Annotated in this window: 15 protein-coding genes; 6 read left to right on the top strand and 9 right to left on the bottom strand. The window is 44.5% G+C overall.

Going from position 1 to position 19,652, the window contains the following annotated elements; all coding sequences use genetic code 11:
- Nucleotides 1-10: 10 nt before the first annotated feature.
- Together QN395_RS00160 and QN395_RS00155 are read right to left on the bottom strand one after the other, a co-directional pair.
- Nucleotides 11-685 carry an alginate O-acetyltransferase AlgF gene (locus QN395_RS00160; RefSeq protein ID WP_322119491.1) on the bottom strand — a complete coding sequence of 225 codons (675 nt, stop codon included), beginning with the start codon at nt 683-685 and terminating at the stop codon, nt 11-13.
- Between the two features lie 126 nt (nt 686-811).
- On the bottom strand, nt 812-1,471 hold the full coding sequence (locus QN395_RS00155) for an SGNH/GDSL hydrolase family protein (RefSeq protein ID WP_322119492.1): 660 nt from the start codon (nt 1,469-1,471) through the stop codon (nt 812-814).
- Between the two features lie 527 nt (nt 1,472-1,998).
- Here QN395_RS00155 and argF point away from each other — a divergent pair.
- From argF to QN395_RS00140, 3 genes are all read left to right on the top strand, one after another.
- On the top strand, nt 1,999-2,922 hold the full coding sequence (argF, locus tag QN395_RS00150; protein WP_322119493.1) for an ornithine carbamoyltransferase: 924 nt from the start codon (nt 1,999-2,001) through the stop codon (nt 2,920-2,922).
- A 108-nt stretch (nt 2,923-3,030) separates the two neighbouring features.
- Nucleotides 3,031-4,263, top strand: coding sequence for an argininosuccinate synthase (locus QN395_RS00145; RefSeq protein ID WP_322119494.1), 1,233 nt, complete (start codon nt 3,031-3,033; stop codon nt 4,261-4,263).
- 115 nt (nt 4,264-4,378) lie between these two features.
- Nucleotides 4,379-4,693, top strand: a complete 315-nt coding sequence (locus QN395_RS00140) for a pyrimidine/purine nucleoside phosphorylase (protein WP_322119495.1) — start codon at nt 4,379-4,381, stop codon at nt 4,691-4,693.
- A 173-nt stretch (nt 4,694-4,866) separates the two neighbouring features.
- Here QN395_RS00140 and murB read toward each other — a convergent pair whose 3' ends face one another.
- Nucleotides 4,867-5,895, bottom strand: a complete 1,029-nt coding sequence (gene murB, locus QN395_RS00135; RefSeq protein WP_322119496.1) for a UDP-N-acetylmuramate dehydrogenase — start codon at nt 5,893-5,895, stop codon at nt 4,867-4,869.
- Between the two features lie 86 nt (nt 5,896-5,981).
- Between murB and QN395_RS00130 the strand changes: the two genes are divergently transcribed.
- Nucleotides 5,982-6,473 (top strand): YajQ family cyclic di-GMP-binding protein, encoded by a 492-nt coding sequence (locus QN395_RS00130; protein ID WP_322119497.1) that lies wholly within the window; start codon nt 5,982-5,984, stop codon nt 6,471-6,473.
- A gap of 96 nt (nt 6,474-6,569) precedes the next feature.
- Nucleotides 6,570-7,214 carry a retropepsin-like aspartic protease gene (locus QN395_RS00125; RefSeq protein ID WP_322119498.1) on the top strand — a complete coding sequence of 215 codons (645 nt, stop codon included), beginning with the start codon at nt 6,570-6,572 and terminating at the stop codon, nt 7,212-7,214.
- Between the two features lie 100 nt (nt 7,215-7,314).
- Here QN395_RS00125 and aroG read toward each other — a convergent pair whose 3' ends face one another.
- Nucleotides 7,315-8,376 carry a 3-deoxy-7-phosphoheptulonate synthase AroG gene (aroG, locus tag QN395_RS00120; protein WP_322119499.1) on the bottom strand — a complete coding sequence of 354 codons (1,062 nt, stop codon included), beginning with the start codon at nt 8,374-8,376 and terminating at the stop codon, nt 7,315-7,317.
- A gap of 39 nt (nt 8,377-8,415) precedes the next feature.
- Here aroG and QN395_RS00115 point away from each other — a divergent pair, with 39 nt between their 5' ends.
- The gene (locus QN395_RS00115; protein ID WP_323492428.1) at nt 8,416-8,568 is read left to right on the top strand and encodes a hypothetical protein; all 153 of its coding nucleotides are present in this window, start codon (nt 8,416-8,418) and stop codon (nt 8,566-8,568) included.
- Between the two features lie 212 nt (nt 8,569-8,780).
- On the opposite strand, the gene QN395_RS00110 is transcribed toward QN395_RS00115, so the two are convergent.
- The 5 genes from QN395_RS00110 to bcsR form a co-directional block, all read right to left on the bottom strand.
- Nucleotides 8,781-9,194 (bottom strand): tetratricopeptide repeat protein, encoded by a 414-nt coding sequence (locus QN395_RS00110; RefSeq protein ID WP_322121607.1) that lies wholly within the window; start codon nt 9,192-9,194, stop codon nt 8,781-8,783.
- 6 nt (nt 9,195-9,200) lie between these two features.
- On the bottom strand, nt 9,201-13,496 hold the full coding sequence (locus QN395_RS00105) for a cellulose biosynthesis protein BcsC (RefSeq protein ID WP_322119500.1): 4,296 nt from the start codon (nt 13,494-13,496) through the stop codon (nt 9,201-9,203).
- A 254-nt stretch (nt 13,497-13,750) separates the two neighbouring features.
- Complete coding sequence (gene bcsA / locus QN395_RS00100; RefSeq protein ID WP_322119501.1) at nt 13,751-18,271, bottom strand: UDP-forming cellulose synthase catalytic subunit; 4,521 nt, start codon at nt 18,269-18,271, stop codon at nt 13,751-13,753.
- The gene (gene bcsQ, locus QN395_RS00095) at nt 18,271-19,038 is read right to left on the bottom strand and encodes a cellulose biosynthesis protein BcsQ (protein WP_322119502.1); all 768 of its coding nucleotides are present in this window, start codon (nt 19,036-19,038) and stop codon (nt 18,271-18,273) included. The genes bcsA and bcsQ overlap by 1 nt, the downstream gene beginning before the upstream one ends.
- Nucleotides 19,035-19,619: a BcsR/BcsP family cellulose biosynthesis protein gene (bcsR, locus tag QN395_RS00090; RefSeq protein WP_322119503.1), complete on the bottom strand. Its 585-nt coding sequence runs from the start codon at nt 19,617-19,619 to the stop codon at nt 19,035-19,037. Before bcsR ends, bcsQ begins: the two co-directional genes overlap by 4 nt.
- Nucleotides 19,620-19,652 lie beyond the last annotated feature (33 nt).

Genomic DNA, 19,652 nt, shown 5'->3' with positions numbered 1-19,652 from the left:
CTGCTTCCGCTTAAGAGTTATTATCGCGTACAAAAAACGCTATTCGCCCTACTTTGAGCGGCAGTACAAATACGCTGTATCGCTCGCCAGCCTGCAGTTGTGACATGTCTAGCGCAGCGCCGACGGACTTACCATCGCAACTGGCCTGTACCGAGAGTTTTACAGGATTGATTAAACGACGTTGTACAGTCGCTGGTTTAACTGCTTCTAAAATTGCCGTATTTTTCGCGCCGCCAGATAAGGCCGCACTTGCGCATTTTTCATCCAGATTAGACAACGATAAGGACGAGCGCATTGCGTTGAAATCGGTTGGTGATTCTCTGACGATCATGCTCTTGGCGGATGCATCTTTACCGACCACCGCAATCGTAATGAACTCACCAGGTTTAGCAGTAACTTCCACCGGTACTTTGTGACTACCGATTTGTACCGTCGCAGTTAATTTACTGCCCGCTTTGACAGGATAAAAACGGGAAACACGTGCATCACCCTGATTGCCCAAGGCAATTTTGGCCGCGCCATTGACTACGCTGGCTTTATCGTCACTTGCATTCAAAAAGCGCACAAAGGATGAATCTTCACTGGGACCGGTTTCATACAATTGCGTATCGGCATAGGCCGCAAGTGGATTGATGGCAGCCAGCGTTGCGAGCGAGGAAATGCATGCGGCGAAAAGTTTTTTCATAATATTGGGCAGAGTAAAGAGAACGAATTACCTACGAATTCAAAGTCAGGATTAGTGTGTAAGCGCAGTTCCGACGATTGCCCTTCTACAAGGCAATCGTCAACAGCATTCACCGCTAACAACTAATTAATGCTTGATGGTTGCCAACACAGCTGGGGCAGCAATCGCATTACCAATCGCAGCACCCCAAGATTGGTAGCCCGAAGTCGTGAAATGCTGACCATCAATCGTGCTCCACTCACCTTGCTTGGACATTTTTTGAGAATCGATATAAGTACATGGTGCGACGATATCAGCAAGATAGGTAGACATCTCTTTAGCGCGGGCATAAGTCTTGTTAAATGGGCCGCCTTCGGTACCCCAGGCTGGACCTACCCAAACGCAGCTAACGCCGTTATTTTTGATACCTTTAGTCAAGCGAGATACTTGCTGCCAGATCCAGGTTTTTGGTAATTCTGGCTGGGTGTAAGCTGCCATCGTGTCAGCATTGACAACAACGACTAGATTCGGCTTGTAGGTTTTAATCAATTCATTAAAAGGACGTGTCGCAGCGTCAGGACCAGTTTTAACTTCGACCGGACCGTCTTTAATACGTACGGCACCACCGCATGAGGACTGAGTTTTAACCATCCACTCACCGGCAGCTACACCGCAGGCACCGTACGAATATACGACCGCACCTTTGCTCATTAAATCGTCGTGCAAAGTGGTAATCAGATAATCCGGTGTGGACATATGGCTGTCACCAATAATCAACACAGTTAAACCAGCAAGAAGTGCGCTCATAATTGATCCTTTTTAATGAATGAGATGAAGCTTGAATTATAAATTTGATGCACTCTTTAATTACAAATTTCTTAGAAGAATTACTTGAAATCATCAAAATAGTCTTTGATGTGACACAAATTTACAAAACACAGGTGAGCAGACGATTCCACACGGAAACAAATTGTAATTATAGTATCGAAAAAATCACAAACCATAACGCGACGAATCATTTTGATTCACTTAAAACTTATTTGCCTAATTCAATTTTTTAGTGCGTCTACATTCATCACCGGCTCAATCAAAAATCAATACATCAGGACTTGCGCAAAATTGTCTCCACAAGGCTTGGTGACGACGACAGTACCTTAGGGCAGACAAGATGCCGCAGCGCAGCCAAGGCGATTTTTGTGTAAGCCCCATTCAATGAGAAAGTTGAACCAAAGAAGCGTTTTCCACAATTTATATGGCTTAGATAACTAAATCCCTTATAATGAAGCAGTTATAACAAGCGGCGGCAGAATTTCCTCTTGCCGCCGATTTCATTTATGGCTATCAAACATTTCCTGCAGTTCTCTGATTTCACACTGGCTGAATTCAATTATGTGATGGAGCGCGCGCGCATTATTAAGCGCAAGTTCAAGCTCTATGACCCTTACCATCCGCTGCTAGATCGCACCTTAGTCATGGTGTTTGAGAAAAATTCTACGCGTACTCGTTTATCGTTTGAAGCTGGCATGCACCAGCTTGGCGGCGCTGCGATTTATCTTAATACGCGTGACAGCCAACTCGGTCGTGGCGAACCGGTCGAGGATGCTGGTCAAGTCATGTCACGCATGTGCGACATCATTATGATCCGCACCTTTGAACAAGAGATGATAGAGCGCTTTGCGGCCAATTCGCGCGTACCTGTCATCAACGGACTGACCAATCAACATCATCCCTGCCAGGTATTTGCCGATGTATTTACCTACATCGAACATCGTGGATCTATCGAGGGTAAAACCGTGGCGTGGATAGGCGACGCGAATAACATGCTGTATTCATGGTTGCAAGCAGCACAGATTTTCAATTTCCATCTCAACATTTCTACCCCAAAAGGCTATGAACTGGATTTGGCGCAAGTCACAGTGGATAGTCAGTTTTATACTGTATTTGATCGTCCATCAGATGCTTGCGAAGGCGTTGATCTGGTCAACACCGATGTGTGGACTAGCATGGGTTACGAAGAAGAAAATCAGGCACGCCTGAAAGCATTTGATGGCTGGATCGTAGACGAAGCCAAAATGGCTCGCGCCAAACCTGATGCCTTATTCATGCATTGTCTGCCGGCACATCGTGGTGAAGAAGTCTCAGCAGGTGTCATCGACGGCCCACAATCAGTCGTCTGGGATGAAGCAGAAAATCGTCTGCATATACAAAAGGCCTTGCTGGAATATCTGGTCGTTGGAACAATTACCGAGGCAGTCTAATCGCCCAGCCGACATGAAGATCAGTTAAACCTCACTGGATTTTCAAACATTGAAGCAAGTAAAGTTAGTCAAATTCAACATCGTAATAAAGTACACAGAGAGCACATCATGAGCGATATCAAAAAAGTAGTGTTGGCCTATTCCGGCGGCCTGGATACCTCAGTCATTCTGAAATGGCTGCAAGATAATTATCAATGCGAAGTCATCACCTTTACGGCCGATCTTGGTCAAGGTGAAGAGCTGGAACCAGCGCGTCAAAAAGCGATCAAATTTGGCATCAAGCCTGAGAATATTTATATCGATGATGTCCGTGAAGAATTCGTACGTGATTTCGTTTTCCCGATGTTTCGCGCCAACACGATTTATGAGGGTGAATACTTGCTGGGTACATCGATCGCCCGTCCGCTAATTGCTAAACGTCTGATTGATATTGCCAAGGCAACAGGTGCCGATGCGATCTCACACGGCGCGACCGGCAAAGGCAATGATCAGGTACGCTTTGAACTAGGTGCATACGCGTTGATGCCGGGCGTAAAAATCATCGCGCCATGGCGTGAATGGGATTTATTGTCGCGTGAAAAATTGATGAAATATGCGGAAGATGCCGGCATTGAAATCGATCAAAAGCATAAGAATGGCGGCGCACCCTACTCCATGGATGCCAACCTGCTGCACATCAGTTTTGAAGGTCGCCATCTGGAAAACCCTAGTGCCGAAGCAGAAGAAAGTATGTGGCGCTGGACTGTTAGCCCGGAAGCGGCTCCCGATCAGGCCGAGTATCTGGATATTGAATTTGAGCATGGCGATATCGTCGCGCTCAATGGCGTGCGTATGTCACCTGCAACCGTATTAACCGAGTTAAACCGCTTGGGTGGCAAGCACGGCATTGGCCGTCTGGACTTAGTAGAAAACCGTTATGTCGGCATGAAATCACGTGGCTGCTACGAAACACCAGGCGGTACCATTATGTTGCGCGCGCATCGCGCAATTGAATCCATCACATTAGATCGTGAAGTCGCACATCTGAAAGATGATCTAATGCCACGTTACGCCAGCATGATCTACAACGGTTACTGGTGGGCACCAGAGCGTGTCGCACTGCAAACACTGATTGATCACACACAGCAAACAGTCAATGGCTGGGTACGCCTGAAGCTGTATAAAGGCAACGTGATCACCGTGTCACGCGACTCCAAAACAGATTCTCTGTTCGACATGACTATTGCGACTTTTGATGAAGATGGCGGCGCCTACAATCAGGCAGATGCAGGTGGATTTATCAAACTCAATGCATTACGTATGCGGATCGCCGCGAATGCGCGCGCAAAACGCGGTCAATAAAAGTCTTTTTTAAACCCGCAAATCTAACAGCTCGTGATTTCTATACGGGCTGTTTTTTTAGGGCTTTCCACTGAATTTATCTTCAAATAACTCTTAGCACTTATAGGTCATAGCCATGACAACTCAATTCGATCAAGTCAGTGTCGTTAAAAAAGCGAATATCTATTTCGACGGCAAATGTGTTTCACATACCGTTTTATTCGCCGATGGCAGCAAAAAAACGATAGGCGTTATCTTCCCATCCAGTCTGGTGTTTAACACAGGCGCACCAGAACTAATGGAAGTCACCGCTGGCAAATGCCGCATCCGCTTAGCGGGCGAAGATCAGTGGAACGAGTATCAGGGCGGACAAGAATTCAGCGTACCTGGCAACTCCAGCTTTGCAATTGAAGTGACCGAGACATTGGATTACGTTTGTCACTTTGAGTAAACGATTAATAGAATAAATGGGGGAGTATAGGAAGAAACATATGTTAATGTCCAGACTTTCTATGGACGATTAAAAATACACCCCTGTAGTATATTTTAAGGACAGAGCGCAAACGGTCCGTAATATATGAAATTTGTAAGAACAGATGGTGAACCTAGGTCACATGAACTCAGCTAGGCAAACACGGGCTCAATCTCAAGATTAACACCAAATTTTAACGCAACATCATGTTGAATCTGCTTCGCTAATTGACGTACATCCTCCCCTGTAGCGCCGCCGCGATTGACCAATACCAAGGCTTGTTTCTCATACACCCCGGCTCGTCCCAGTGATCGCCCTTTCCAACCAGCCTGTTCGATCAGCCAACCCGCAGCTAATTTAAATTGCCCATCCGGCTGCGCGTAACTGACCAAGTCTGTATAGCTTTCTAATAAGCGCTTACGCAGATCCGCGCTCACAATCGGGTTTTTAAAAAAACTACCTGCATTCCCGATCACTGCAGGGTCAGGTAATTTATTTTGTCGAATAGCGATAATGGCGTTGCTAATATCCACGGCTAGCGGCGCATGAATATGTTGATCAGTTAAAAACTTCGCTACGTCGGCATAGTTGATATGTGCTTGCCATTGTTTTGGTAAGGCAAACGTAACATCCAAAATAAGCAGTCGGTCTTTATACTGATGCTTAAAAATGCTGTCTCTGTAAGCAAATTTACATGCCTCTTTATCCAGCACGATAATCTCGCCGGTAACAAAATCAAACGCACTCAGACTATAGAAATAATCCTGCATTTCTACGCCATAAGCACCGATATTCTGAATCGGTGCAGCGCCTACCGTACCTGGAATTAACGAGAGATTTTCTAAACCGCCATAACCTTCTGCCAATGTCCACAGAACAAACGCGTGCCAGTTCTCGCCTGCTTCGGCTTGTAAGTACACATACTCAGCGTCCTCCGCTAACTTATGCTTTCCCATCAAACTCATTTGTATTACTAGTGCATCAAGCCGATCGGATAGTACGAGATTGCTACCACCGCCTAAAATCAGACGCGGTAGAGTAGACAAAGTAGGATCTGCATGCAAGCTAAGCAATTGTTCGCGCGTTTGAAGTTGCAAAAAAGACCTGGCCTTAGCTGCAATCCCGAAGGTATTGAGCTTTTGCAGCGGATAATCGTGTTGAAGAGGAAGTTTGTTTGCCATAAGCGCAGAATTATAGCCTTTGGCCTGTCGTACCTGCCTGCATTTGCTAAAATGATGCACGTTAATTTTTTCACTAAGGAAGCATCATGCCCTCATTTGATACCGTCTCTGAAGCCAACATGGAAGAAGTCAAGAATGCGGTGACGCAATCGAACAAAGTCATCACTAACCGCTTCGACCTTAAAGGCACTAGCGCCAAAATCGAACTGAAAGACAAAGAACGCGAAATCATTATTTTTGGCGACTCTGATTTCCATCTTGAACAAATCATGATTGAAGTAACGCAAACTTTAGGCAAACGTAAAGTCGATGTGCGCTTCCTTGACATGGGTAAGATCGATAAAATTGGCGGCGACAAAGTCAAACAAGTCATCAAAGTTAAAAATGGCATTGAGACAGAAGACGCAAAAAAAATCGTTAAGGCACTCAAAGAAAGTAAGCTCAAAGTACAAGCGACAATTCAGGGGGATGCAGTACGGGTCACTGGTGCCAAGCGTGATGATTTGCAAGAGGCGATGGCGCTGCTGCGTAAGGATATTAAAGATTTGCCGCTGGAATTTAATAACTTCCGCGATTAATTATTAGCAATGAGTTTTAAATATAGTTTTCAGGAACTGCTTTAAACTCGCTGCGCCTCTTTGCTTTTACAATCATTTTTTAGCTGCAAACCACCTATGAAAATTTCCTCGCGTTTGCTCTGCTTACCACTGTTGTGCTGTGTATTATCGTCAGCATTGGCAGCGGAAATTGGCGTAGTTGGTTTGTTCCCAGGTAAAGCCGTGCTAGTGGTAGAAGGCAATCAACCGAAAACGTATTCCGTCGGCAGTACCATCACCAACGGCATCAAATTAATTGCGGCAGATAATGAGACTGCCACGATTGACGTCAATGGCAAACGCCAGGTATTAGCGATCGGGCAGTATGTACACAGGGCGGCGGCCAGCACCAGTAACAACGTCGTATTGCAGGCAGATTCTCTCGGGCATTTCACCGCTAAAGGCCAGATCAACGGTGGCAGTAGCTTAAATATGTTAGTGGATACTGGCGCCAGTCTGATTTCCATTCCTGCGGCAGATGCGGTACGACTTGGTATCAACTACAAAGCTGGCCAATTAGGCCGTGCTAACACGGCTAATGGCATTGTGACAGTCTATAAAATCAGACTAGATTCGGTCAAAATTGGCGACCTAGAATTACAGCAGGTAGATGCATCTGTGCTTGAGGGTGGTCTTACATTTACTCTGCTCGGCATGTCATTTTTAAACCGTGTAGAAATGCGGCGTGAAGGCGATCAAATGACTTTGACCAAACGCTTTTAGAATAAACCCAGATTTATTTGGAAACGTGAAAAAGGCTGAAGAGTAATTGACTCATCAGCCTTTTTCATCTTTAAGCTTAGGATTTTTTCTTAGCTTGCTCTTATCCCTGCTGCTTAAGACGACGTTGCTTCACCGCCTCGGCCAAGCCTTCTAATACCTTGATGCTGTCATCCCAGGCAATGCATCCATCGGTTACGGACTGGCCATATAACAACTCTTTACCGGGTATCAGGTCCTGCCGTCCTGCAACCAGATGTGATTCCACCATAACACCGACAATACGATTGTCACCGGCAGCGATCTGGCTGGCAATATCAGCGCAGACCGGAATCTGATTGGCTGGATTTTTTGAGCTGTTCGCATGTGATGCATCGATCATCAACCTAGATGCCAAACCATTGCTGGCGATATCTTTGCATGCGGCATCAACACTGGCGGCATCAAAATTAGGGGCTTTACCACCGCGTAAAATGATGTGGCAATCTTCATTGCCATTAGTGGACACTATGGCGGAGTGACCACCCTTTGTGACGGATAAAAAATGATGCGGATGCGAGGCAGCTTTAATCGCATCGACTGCAATCTTCACATTGCCATCAGTACCGTTTTTAAAGCCGACAGGACAAGATAAGCCAGAGGCTAATTCCCGATGGATTTGCGACTCCGTAGTACGTGCGCCAATCGCGCCCCAGCTAATCAAGTCCGCAATATATTGCGGACTAATCACATCCAGATATTCGGTTCCGGCAGGCAAGCCAAGCTCATTAATATTTAATAGTAATTCACGAGCAATGCGCAAACCATCATTAATACGGAAACTATTATCCATATACGGATCGTTGATCAAACCTTTCCAGCCGACCGTAGTACGTGGTTTTTCGAAATACACGCGCATCACAATCTCTAATTCACCGGCAAAGCGCTCACGCTCCTCGACTAGCTTGTGCGCATACTCCATCGCAGCTTTGGTATCGTGAATCGAGCATGGACCAATGACAACCATGACGCGATCGTCTTGTGCGTGCAAAATACGATGCAAGGCAGTACGTGCATTGGCAGCGGTATCCGCGGCTTTTTCTGAACAGCCAAACTCACGGATCAAGTGCGAGGGTGGGATCAACTCCTTCATTTCCCGTATACGTAGATCGTCAGTGCGTAGCATGGTGTAGCTCCCTGTTAGTGTTCAATAAGTGTTCAATAAATGCTCAACAAACGTTCAATAAAAATTCAAAAACTGATTCATCAAAATGATCAAAAAAAAACCGCCATCGCTGGCAGTTTTTTAGAAATTTGGTTGGCTCTTTTTCTTCGTGCGCTTACCGTTTTTCCACCGCCTTTGGCTGGGAATAGCTAAAATAAAAGAAGAAAAAGAATTGTGTGAGTTTCATTTAATTAGTGGCTTTTTATTTATTTCTAAAGACTGACTATAATTATTTCAACAATATTTATGGCTTCAAAAAATAAGACGACACTCATATTGCATTAAAAACTGGCATTTGGCAAGCGCCTGCATTATGAAATTATGTACACGCATTTTGAGACCACGATAAGACCCGGCGATATGATTTATTTTTTCCAAAGTGCAGGTGGTTCTGGTGGAACATTCGACTGATTAGGATAAACATTCATAATTGGCTCTTTTCTCTGCGCAAGTAACTGCGGCGTATATCGACTCATCCAGGTACGTAATTCATTTAGATTAGCCGCGATATCAGTACGATTAGGGCTGAGTTTATTTGCGCGCTCTAACAACGTTAGTGCCTTTTCATTATCGCCCTGGGCAGCGTAAGCGACGGCTTGATTATTTAAAGCGGAGGCATCGAATGGATTACTTTTTGCCGCCTCTGCAAATTTTTTCACTGCGTTATTGTTGTCCCCTTGCGCCAAATAAGCCCGCCCCTCTTTTTGAGGATCATCTGCGAGTGCAATTGCCGGCACTATCATCAGCATCGACATCAATAATATAAATTTTGAAAGCATCACGGTTTAATTCCCCAGATAATAAGGTTTAGGCGCTACCGGAGGAAAGACAATTGGCTTTCTTTGTGGCTCAAAGTTATAACGCAAATAAATGGCGCCAGAACCATCGGTAAAGTCACCGGAGTTGTCTATAGAAAAACGTCCGCCGACAAAAAACTGCGGTGCAATTTGATACTCTAATCCGCCTAATAATTTGTACTGTATGCCACTATGCGATTGTCCGGGATAGGTCGTTGCGATATTCAGCGTTGGATTAGCGGCAGCAAATGCCTCTAGTTCAGACTGATCTGCTTTTGAGTTAGGGTAGTAGAGACTACTTTCTTCAGTAAAGTGTTGAATACCAATTGAAGCACCAATCTGATAAGCAAGATTTCCTTTACGTCCGCTCAGGTCTATTGGCACACCAAGCGCAATATAATTTTTTGGGCTGAAGTAACCACCTTGTCCGTAGCTGAAATAACGTAAATTCTTTTTATAAAAAAACGACGTCATATTCAAACCGGTAGTCGCTACCATATCGCGACTACGCAAGAAGCGCCAATAGGCGCCACCGCCAAGATCAAAGGTACTGTTCGAGGCGACGTTTTTCCCATTGACTGCTGCATAGCCACCACTGGCATACAGACCGCCATCGTCAACATCATAAGAAGTGTCGAGATGGACACCCGTCTTTGTCACACCACCCCACGTCAGTCCATACAAACTATCGGTAGTCCCTGCATATGACAAGTAACTATCCGTCACAGAACGGCGTGCGACTTCTACGCCAAAGTTAATCTCATCAACTCTGCTAGACCAACGTAAGCCTCCGACCACATTACGGACCGAGAAACCAATTGGACTAGAACCGATATCTACTTTTAATCCGTTTAATTCATAACTCAGACTGAGGGCAACCCCGTTCGATTTTTCGTTCAATTCTGCAATATTTGACAATCCTGATTGCTGGGCGACGCTCGTGAAAGATTGTTTGGCAAACTTAGCTCGCTCGTTGATCTGAATATTTTTTCCAAACTGGCCAGCGACATTAGTATCATTAAGATTCAAGGTTCCAGCATCAAGCGACACCGGAATAATTTTTAGGCCAAACTGTCCCTGCCCTAAAGAATTTAACTGCAGATCTATGGGAGTTTCCAGATCTTTCAATTGTGATAGACCTACTTCGCCGCTGCGGGCCCTCGCTGCAAAACCGATTGACAGCTGTGAGCGGTTTAAGGCATTGAGGGCATCGATCTCACCAATTAGCGATGCCTCTTCTTCAGTGACAGGAGCTTTCGTTAGCGAGGATCGTGATACCGGAGCAGCACTCATAGTTGCAGTTGTTGATGGCAACTGAGTACGGGATACTGGTACAGCCGCGGTGGACACATTATTCATACTTGAGGGACCACCACCAGCGAGAACGCGGTTGGGGTTGGTCAAAGTTGTAGACGCCGTAATGCCTGGACTTGGGTTTGTATTAGGCAACGTGCGAGGAATCAAGGCGTTAGAGGCAGGCGGCAAACCAGTTGAAGCTTTAGATTGCGCTGTTTGAGGCGTATTGGATGCGGTGTTCGCTGCATTCACTAGTGCAACGGCAGGAGTAGTTTGAATTGCGTTTGATACAGTTGAAGCCGGAACAGCGCCAGTAAGTTTGGTATTAGGCGCGACTTCTCTCAATGCGGGTCTCGGCACAGGAGCATCAGCAACACGTGCTTTTTTTTCTGCGAATGGATTAAGGGAAAAATTATTGATATCAGTCTCTGGCGCTTGCTCAACCAGCCTGAGTCCATTAGCTCCCATACCTACCATGGTTTGCTGCGATTGCTCTAAAGCCAATGCTTGCTTAAAATAAGATAGTGCTTTGCTGTTCCGTCCTTGAGCTAGTGCTACTCGCCCAGCCAATGCAATAAAGCGGGGATTATCTGGCTGCAACTTCATCAAAGCGGATAAATGGTTCTCTGCAATAGGAAAGTCTTTGACTTCTATTGCCGCGTAGACTAAGCCTTGACGTACCTCAATATTATCCGGTTCAGTTTGTAATACCCGGGTATACAACTCTTTGGCAGAGTCCATTTCTCCAGCAGCGACAAACATTCTGGCGAGAGCTAACAATAAAAGACTGTCCTCAGGGTCTGCAATCAAGTAAGGTTGGATGTAACTATACGCACTAGCCAGTTCACCTGTCTCACGTGCCTTTTCAGCCGATCTTAAAGCAATCACACGTTGAAGATTTTTAAAAGAAGTCGCTTCAGCTTCTGGCAATTTGGGTACTGCTGCAATCTTTTTAATCACCGGCTCCAACTCAGCATCCTGATTGGTACGCAACAATACATCTGCATATTGCAACAGCAAACCACTGGACGGCTGCGACATCTTCTGTACTGCTTGCCGTATTAACGTAAGACCACGCTCCGGATCGCCGTTTTTGATGTAAAGATCCGCAATTGCTCCTACAAATTCGGGCTCACTACCCGCTGCAACTTCAACAAGGGATAAAGTATTTTTAGCTTGCGGTATATCACCTTGCTTAAGCAATAAGTTAATACGATCTAGCTGAACATAAATCCACATCCGTTTTTGTAAAACAAACATTTCTGGCTTACGTGATTTAGCAGGAATTCTTTCCATAGTAACCAAACCCTCCCACCACAATTGTTGCTGCGCGCTCAACAAGGCGCTCACATATAAGGCATCGGGCTGAGGATTATCAACATTAGTTAACGGATCAAGCAAAGAACGCGCTTGCCCTGGCATGTCATGTTTTAAGTAAAGCTGCGCTAAAGCGAGGCGCATCCAGACATTATCCGGCGCTATCAAAATAGCATCCTCCATAGCTAATTGAGCACCAGCCAGATCACCAGCTGTTTCTGCCAATTTTGCTTTCTCCAAATAGTCGTTTGCTTTTATATCAGACAAGCTAGCAAGCTGTGCCGGCGACATATAACTGCTTAAAGCATCTAAATCCTTAATCCGCTTTTGCAACATCAGTACATTGATCAATCCACTGAGTGCTTTTAAATTATTCTTATCAAGATTAAATACTTGGCGATAGTTGGCCTCAGCAGAGGGCAAATCATTTTCTGCAAGCAATGCATCGCCCAATTGCAAAATTCCGACTGGTTCTTTACCATTCAGCTTCACTGCTTCTCGTAAAAAAGCAATTCCCTTGGCGCTATCACTATTCTCGAATGCATTTCTAGATTCTTCAATTAAAGCCCAATACGATGCACTCTCATAAGCTTGCTGCCATTGGTTTTTATTTTTCTTGGACGACAAGTCGATAGCTTTTTTAATTAAAGTACGAGCTTCAATAGACTCTTCTTGCTGCATCTTCACTAAACCCATTCCTCCTGTTGCAGTCGGATCTTTGGGATGAACCTTGAGAATTTTTTGAAATTCAGCTTCTGCAGTTTTGATGTCGCCATCTTCTAATGCCTTGAAACCAGCAGTCTGGATTTTTAGCAGAGGATCCTCAACGGCGATCTTTGGTTTAACAGCCGTCCGTCTCTCTGCAACAACTACGTTTACCGGAGGTTTATTTAAATTAGTCAGACGATCTTGTATCGCCTTATCGTTTGGATGTTTTGCTAAGTAGCCTTGAAAGTATTTAGCATTGCCATCCCGAGTATTCATCCAAGTCAAAGCCTGACGCCATGAGTCGCTAGCTTGTTTTGCAACATCTGCTTTACTGCTAAGCGCCTCTAACATCGACAGGCCATCACGACGCGTTGACTCACGATAGGTCAGCACTTGTGCCAATGCCAAAGCGTACTTATTGTTACCCAGATTTTCCTTATTTAGTTTTTCTATACCGCGTTTTGCTTCGTTATACCCCGCTAAAGTACCAGCTAAAGTTTGATAGTATTCAAGCGCTGCATCACCTTTCAGCTTACTAGGATCGCCCATAAGCTTATAAGTCTCTACTGCAGCCTCGGGATCCCCTTGCTGCGCAAGACGCCGAGCATCGTCTAATTGACCTTTACCACTCCCAACACCGCGGCGCACTGCCTCTTCTACAACACGAACTTGCGCGCTACTTCCTTGGAATTGTTTGAGTTTAGCTAGGTAGATTTTAGCAAGTTCTGAGTTACCGCTCTGGGCTTCAATCACACCTAGCGCCCCTAACGCCTCAATGCTATTAGGATCAATTTTTAATAATTTGCGCCACGCGTCAGCAGCATTATCATCACGTCCCCTTTGTGACCAATATTGTGCTTGCTCTATCAGTTTTTGATTTAAAGAGGAATCGGCGAATGCAAGATCACTCTCGACAACCGTCATCAAAAGCGCCAGCACCATCGCTTTTTTCTTAAAAACCATTCATTTCCCCTATTAATCACGTTCTAATTGTAGAGAACCACTTAATGTCTACAAGATCCGCATCTATATTTAAAAATTTTAAAAAGTGATTATTGTCTTAGCAAGAGCTTATTTTTCGTACAAATGCAAATGTCTATGTATCTTCAACATAAAAACATTTGCATTCAGAATTTCGCGGTGATCCGGCTTAAATACGTGAGTAACGGCTGTAGCGACTAATCCACTTACATATCCATAATAGACTTGCAATATCCTTAATGACCTTCTTTGAGTGCCAATCTAGATGCTGCTTTTTTACGAAGGAAGCGGAACAAAATTGTCGCAACGATTAATGACGCTAACATCAGAAAAGCAATCAAGATCATTGGATGGTTGGATAAAAACCATTTCACCCGAGTCCAGAGAGGTAAACTACCGACATAATAGGTGTCGCCAATCTGTACGCTCTCTATTTTGTCCCCTTTAACAATAACTAAGTCACCTTGATACTTACTTCTGAGATCAGGCTTTGCCAAAGCTTTTGTTAAGCCTAACAGATTATCACCGTCGCCCGAGGTAAGTACGACAACACTGCGCCCGCCGGTAACTGGTGATTCAAACTGCATCATCGCACCAAACGCGCCCCCGCTACTTGCCAGCATCTCTCCGGCACGGCGTTGGATATTATCAATATCTCTGCCAGTCCAATTTGCTAGTAAGCGTAGAAAACCTGATGGCAATTGGAGCCTGTTACCTTTTTCATCAATAGACAAAGGCATGTATTTTGACCATTGCTTTAATAACGGAGTGTTGCCGTTTGTGCCAATCACAATAACATCTTTGCCACTCAATTTATCAGTGTCCGTTCCGGATATGAGCACATTATTGGTCACAGGATAGCCAGTAGATTCTCCCATACGCCCCATCAAATCAAGGAACACTTCTATCTCTTGTGGGCTAGGTCTCTCTGGCATGACGATAGCAGTTTCTGACAAGTCTGCCATTCTGGTAAAAGGGAAACCGCCGTTAGCTACGTGGGCTAAATTAGGCATTGCGGTGTAATGAGGCATACCTGAAAAATCAATCGTCGAATCAGGATCAATCGCTGAACTGATATTGTCCAGATACACGTCCTTACATGGACCCTGCTTTACATAATCATAAAAAAATTGGAATTGAAGCTGATTTTCAGCGCCGATCTGGAAAGTTGGAACCTGCACTTGCTCTTGTGCAACACGATTTCCTTCTTTAAAAAGAAGTAACACTGACTCTTTAATTTTCCCTTTATCAATTTGCGTCCCAGAGAGTGACAAAGAACGAATAAACTCACCGTTGATGCTGACGTTTAAAGTTGATTTATCCAGTGTCGGGCGAGGAGTAAAACGATACCGTAAATCAATTGGTACTCCATCTTTTTGCCAAGTAAACAAATCAGGCGCAACTCGCATGTTAATGCGAATCAAGTCTGGATATAAACCGTTAACCTGTAAATCTTTACGTATTGCCATCTCCCCAAACTTGACTGGGCGATCTGTTGGAAGCCAGTTTGGCGCATCATATGGCTTACGCTGATTTGCTTCTTCGAAGTTTTTAATCAAAGCCTTGTCTCCTGACAATGCTAACTGTCCCAAAGCCAGAGTCTCTGCAGCAATTTTCAATTCAGCGGCGTTTCTACCTAACACTAATAAAAGCTTTTTATTCAAATTAGCTGGGTTCGCAATAATAGCTAAAGTTGGGCCAGAAATTACCGGTAATGTAATTCCCGCAGGTGCCTCAGTTGAAGTAGCAAATACAACCGCATTACCCAAGGGCAATGATTGCGTTGAAATAGGAAATTTCGCACCACGATAAGACGCTAAATGACCAAACCAAGAGGCAACAATTCCAGCATTTCGTAATACATCAAGAGATGGTGCTGTTGAAAAAATGAAGGGGAGCTCTAATAATTTAGCGTCACGACTATCAAAAAAAGGAGCCGGGAGCAAGGCCAAATCATTTTGCAAAGCAATAGAGGCGACTGTTAATTCAAGGTTAGAAGTGTTTCCAATATTTGCCCACAAGCTCGAATGTGAGGGATCCTCGCAGTCTCTGGTGTAATGGCCAATCAATTTGAAACTTAATTTATTAAAGTCAGCAAAAACACGCGGATCGATGGCGTTTTCACGAACGACACCACTGGCAGTTTCTTTAGGTAAAGGAACAACGGTGATCAACTCATTGTTCACAGCTACTTTGATATGCGATAGGTCTGGCAACAGAGCGGGAGAATATGCCAAACCATATTTAAGCTTCGCTGCGGTAATGATTTCATCACTGCGAACCGTGAACGGATAAGAGCGTTCGCCCTCAACGCCACGTAACTCAACATCAGCAGCCGAACCCATTTGTTTTAAACTAATGTTGACGGTTCTCTGAGGCAAACTTGATTTAGAACTAATTTCAGTCTCGACAACAGTGCTGGCTGACTCACTAATTGTTGCGTCAGATTTAGTATGTTTTGTCTTTGCATCAACATTATCTTGCCCAAGTAAAAACAGACCAAAAAGTAAAGCTATCGCCGTAGTTCCTCGCTTGCGCATGAACTTGCCCTTAATTGTTTTCATCATCGGAGAGTTTTTCATTTTCTTGTTAAAAGGCATAGTTTTATTCCCTAGGTACTGGATGATACTTGAACCAAATCTCGAAAAACCGACATAGCTATGTATGGAAATTTCCTTCAGTCCATTCAAAGGATGATCAAAATCACGCTCCTTTGCCCAATTTAGCCAGACGTCTGCACGTCCAACCGTACAACTTACTAAATTAATTTCTTGTTCCAAAGTGAGCTTCTGAAATTGAACACTCAACAAACCCTGTTTGGAAAAAACTGCATTGGCTGGAAAAATGTGTTCCCCAGTCGTACCGTACAAAGAGACGTGAACCTCCTCATTTTTAGCAATGAAAACTTCTTCCGGTATTCGCAAGGACATACCACCAAGGGAGAAATCCTCGGTTTCACATACAAGAGAATGTCCGCCCGGCAATTGCAATATCGCACTTAACCTTGCCTTAACCCTATGCGTCTTACGCACTTGCTTAGACTCAGTAGCCACTGCCAAAGTGGCACCTAAAATAATCAAATTATAAAAAGTCCACAACATGTTCAAAATAACAGTATCTAGCTCATAAGAATTCCACCACAGTGCTCGCCCAATACCAATGATGAATCCAAGTATATTCAGGCCTAACATGACAAGATAAGGCTTAGAAATAACCCAGTCAAAGTGCTCCTCCTCGACCAAACCACCTTTTGCAGTCACATTGAAGGTACCCAGTTTAGGATTAATCAAAGCAACCAAAGTGGGGCGAAAAATATACCAAGCGAGAGTTGCTTCATACACTTCAGCCCAAAACGAATGACGATGCGCGCCCTGAATACGGGAGTTAGTCATATTGGCATGCAATAAATGGGGCAAGGAGTATGCAGCGATTGCAAGCGCGGAAGCCTTGATGAGATGAATTTCAAAAAACAAATACGCGATCGGCGCCAGCAAAAAAATCATGCGGGGTAAGCCGTAAAAAAAATGTAGCATTGCATTGCTATAACAAAGCCGCTGACCAAACGATAATCCTTTACCAAGCAAAGGATTGTCTGTGCGGAAAATTTGCGCCATCCCCCTGGCCCATCGGATACGCTGACCTACATGAGCGGACAAACTTTCGGTCGCTAAACCAGCCGCTTGTGGTAACGCTAAATAAGCCGTGTTGTATCCTAGTCTTTGCATTTTTAATGCGGTATGCGCATCTTCTGTAACCGTCTCAACAGCGATGCCACCAACCTCCATTAGACAGGAGCGGCGCAATACAGCACAAGAACCGCAGAAAAAAGTCGCATTCCAAAGGTCATTGCCATCTTGTATCAAGCCGTAAAATAATTCACCTTCATTGGGTACGTTGCGGAAGGTATTCAAATTACGTTCAAATGGATCAGGCGATAAAAAATGATGGGGAGTCTGAACCATTGCCAATTTTTCATCAGCCAAAAACCAGCCCATCGCATATTGTAAAAACGAGCGCGTGGGCATGTGATCACAATCAAAAATAGCGACGTACTCACCAGTCGTTCTTGCAAGTGCAGCGTTGATGTTGCCAGCTTTCGCATGCTTATTGTCAGAACGGGTAAAACACTTAACACCAACGGATTCGGCGAAGACTTGAAACTCAGGACGACGTCCATCGTCAAGGATGTAGATATTAAGTTTATCTTTAGGCCAATCAATACCTAATGCGGCCAGCACGGTAGGCTTTACCACACTCATATCTTCGTTATATGAAGGGATGAATAAATCAATAACTGGCCATAAATCAGTATCAACTGGCATCAATATTGGCTTACGCTTTAGTGGCCATGCGGTTTGTAGATATCCCAGCAATAATACTAGCCAAGCGTACACTTCTGCAGAAACCAAGACTAAAGCGAACGCCAAATCCAATATATTTTCAGCATCGATTGTGGAGTGAACACGCCAATAAATATAACGGCTGGTAGCACTCACCGAGAACATAATCATAACCAAGGACACCAAAGTACCTGAGTAGCGGCGTAAATAAGTCGCAGTCCCAAAAACCACTACAGAAAACAATATCTGATAAGGAAGTTCAAGCGGAATACTGATACTTGTCCAGTACAACATTGCGGCCACAACTAATGCGACAGCACGGGTAGATTTAAGCTCCCAGCCCTGCCAATTTACTAATCTGCGCCCCAACTCGTTTAGGCGGCCATATAGATATCGGGAATTGAGAATCGAACGCATCAGGTAACCAAATTGAAATGTGTTTGCAGCCAATTAGCAATCTGGTGCAAATCATGGGTGGCTGAACAATTCTTGGCGTAATACGCCACCGGGGACTGACAGGCAAGCGCCTCGCTAACGGCCTCATCTTTATGAATGCTAATAGGAACTAAATCGTCTCCCAAATTTTTTCTTAACATTTGATAAACATCTCGATGCAACTGCTTGGTCACATCCATTTGATTAATGATATAACAAGCACCAAAAAAATCTTCTCTGTCACCGCAATAGTAGTGCAGCAATGACTCAATCGATGGGATGGTAGAGTAGGAGGCAGCATCCGGCTTTAGCACAATCAGCGCGATGTTGGCACAATGCAAAACCTGTTGTAAATAGACTGTTGGACCTGGAGGTGTATCGATAAGCACTATGTGATCATCGGCCAGATTTAGAGATTTCAATTGCGACGATAACCATGTTGATTTAATTTTGACATGATGTTCAAGGCTACTTCTGTCAGTTTCGCTGACGATACCATAAGGCAAAAAATCAACCCCATAAGGGCTAGAGTACATAGCATCTCTCCAAGGCTGCCCCAATACACTTTGTCTAACAACGCCATTGGCGTCATCATATTGCATACCATAATGCAAACGTAATGCATTTTGAGGATCAAGATCAAGGATAGTGACTTTGCCACCAAAAGCGACAATCTCCGCAGCAAGGTTTGCCGTAACCGTGGTTTTTCCAACACCACCCTTAGGGGAGACGACGGCAATTACCCTCATGGTTTAAATATTTTTTTAAAAAATGAATTGACTGGTGACTCAGGTAATTTTTCCGGTTCAACTTTTTGCGCCAAGCGGTCAAATAAGGCATGTAATGAAGGCGCAGAACTATTATCCCGTGCGGCAATAGGCGCCGAAGCAGATGCTGCAATTGATATTGAGGGAGTCGACTGTGCACTTGAGACATTCATGCCGCTCACACCATTTGAATTGCCCCGAGGAGCCAGTGCTGGTATTTGTGGTTGTGTCTTTATTTGAGCAGTCGCAAGATTGTCTACAGATGTAACCGGTACTTTTGGAGCAAAACCTGCAAACGAACTACTACCCTCGTGAATCGACTGATTCACTGACTGAGGATTATAGGTTGTGTTATTGGCCAACATTGTCGGTGCTTTAACGACAGATTCCGCTCTCGCTATTGCATTCCTCATAGGATGAGCGGTGGCTGTTTTAGCACGTACATCTCTCAGCAAAGGCCAACGTTGTTTGGCTTGCTCGTTTAACTCATCACTATGAATCTCTTGATAGGAATCTACTTTTCCATCAATTTTCTTGAAGAGATTTTTAATATCATTTTCCATAATATAAGCCCCAACTTTGTTCTGCAGACAATG

It is taken from the genome of Undibacterium sp. RTI2.2 (genome assembly GCF_035018705.1).
GTDB lineage: Bacteria > Pseudomonadota > Gammaproteobacteria > Burkholderiales > Burkholderiaceae_D > Undibacterium.
Note: the sequence above shows the minus strand (reverse complement) of the source record. Positions and strands in the feature narration are given on the sequence as shown.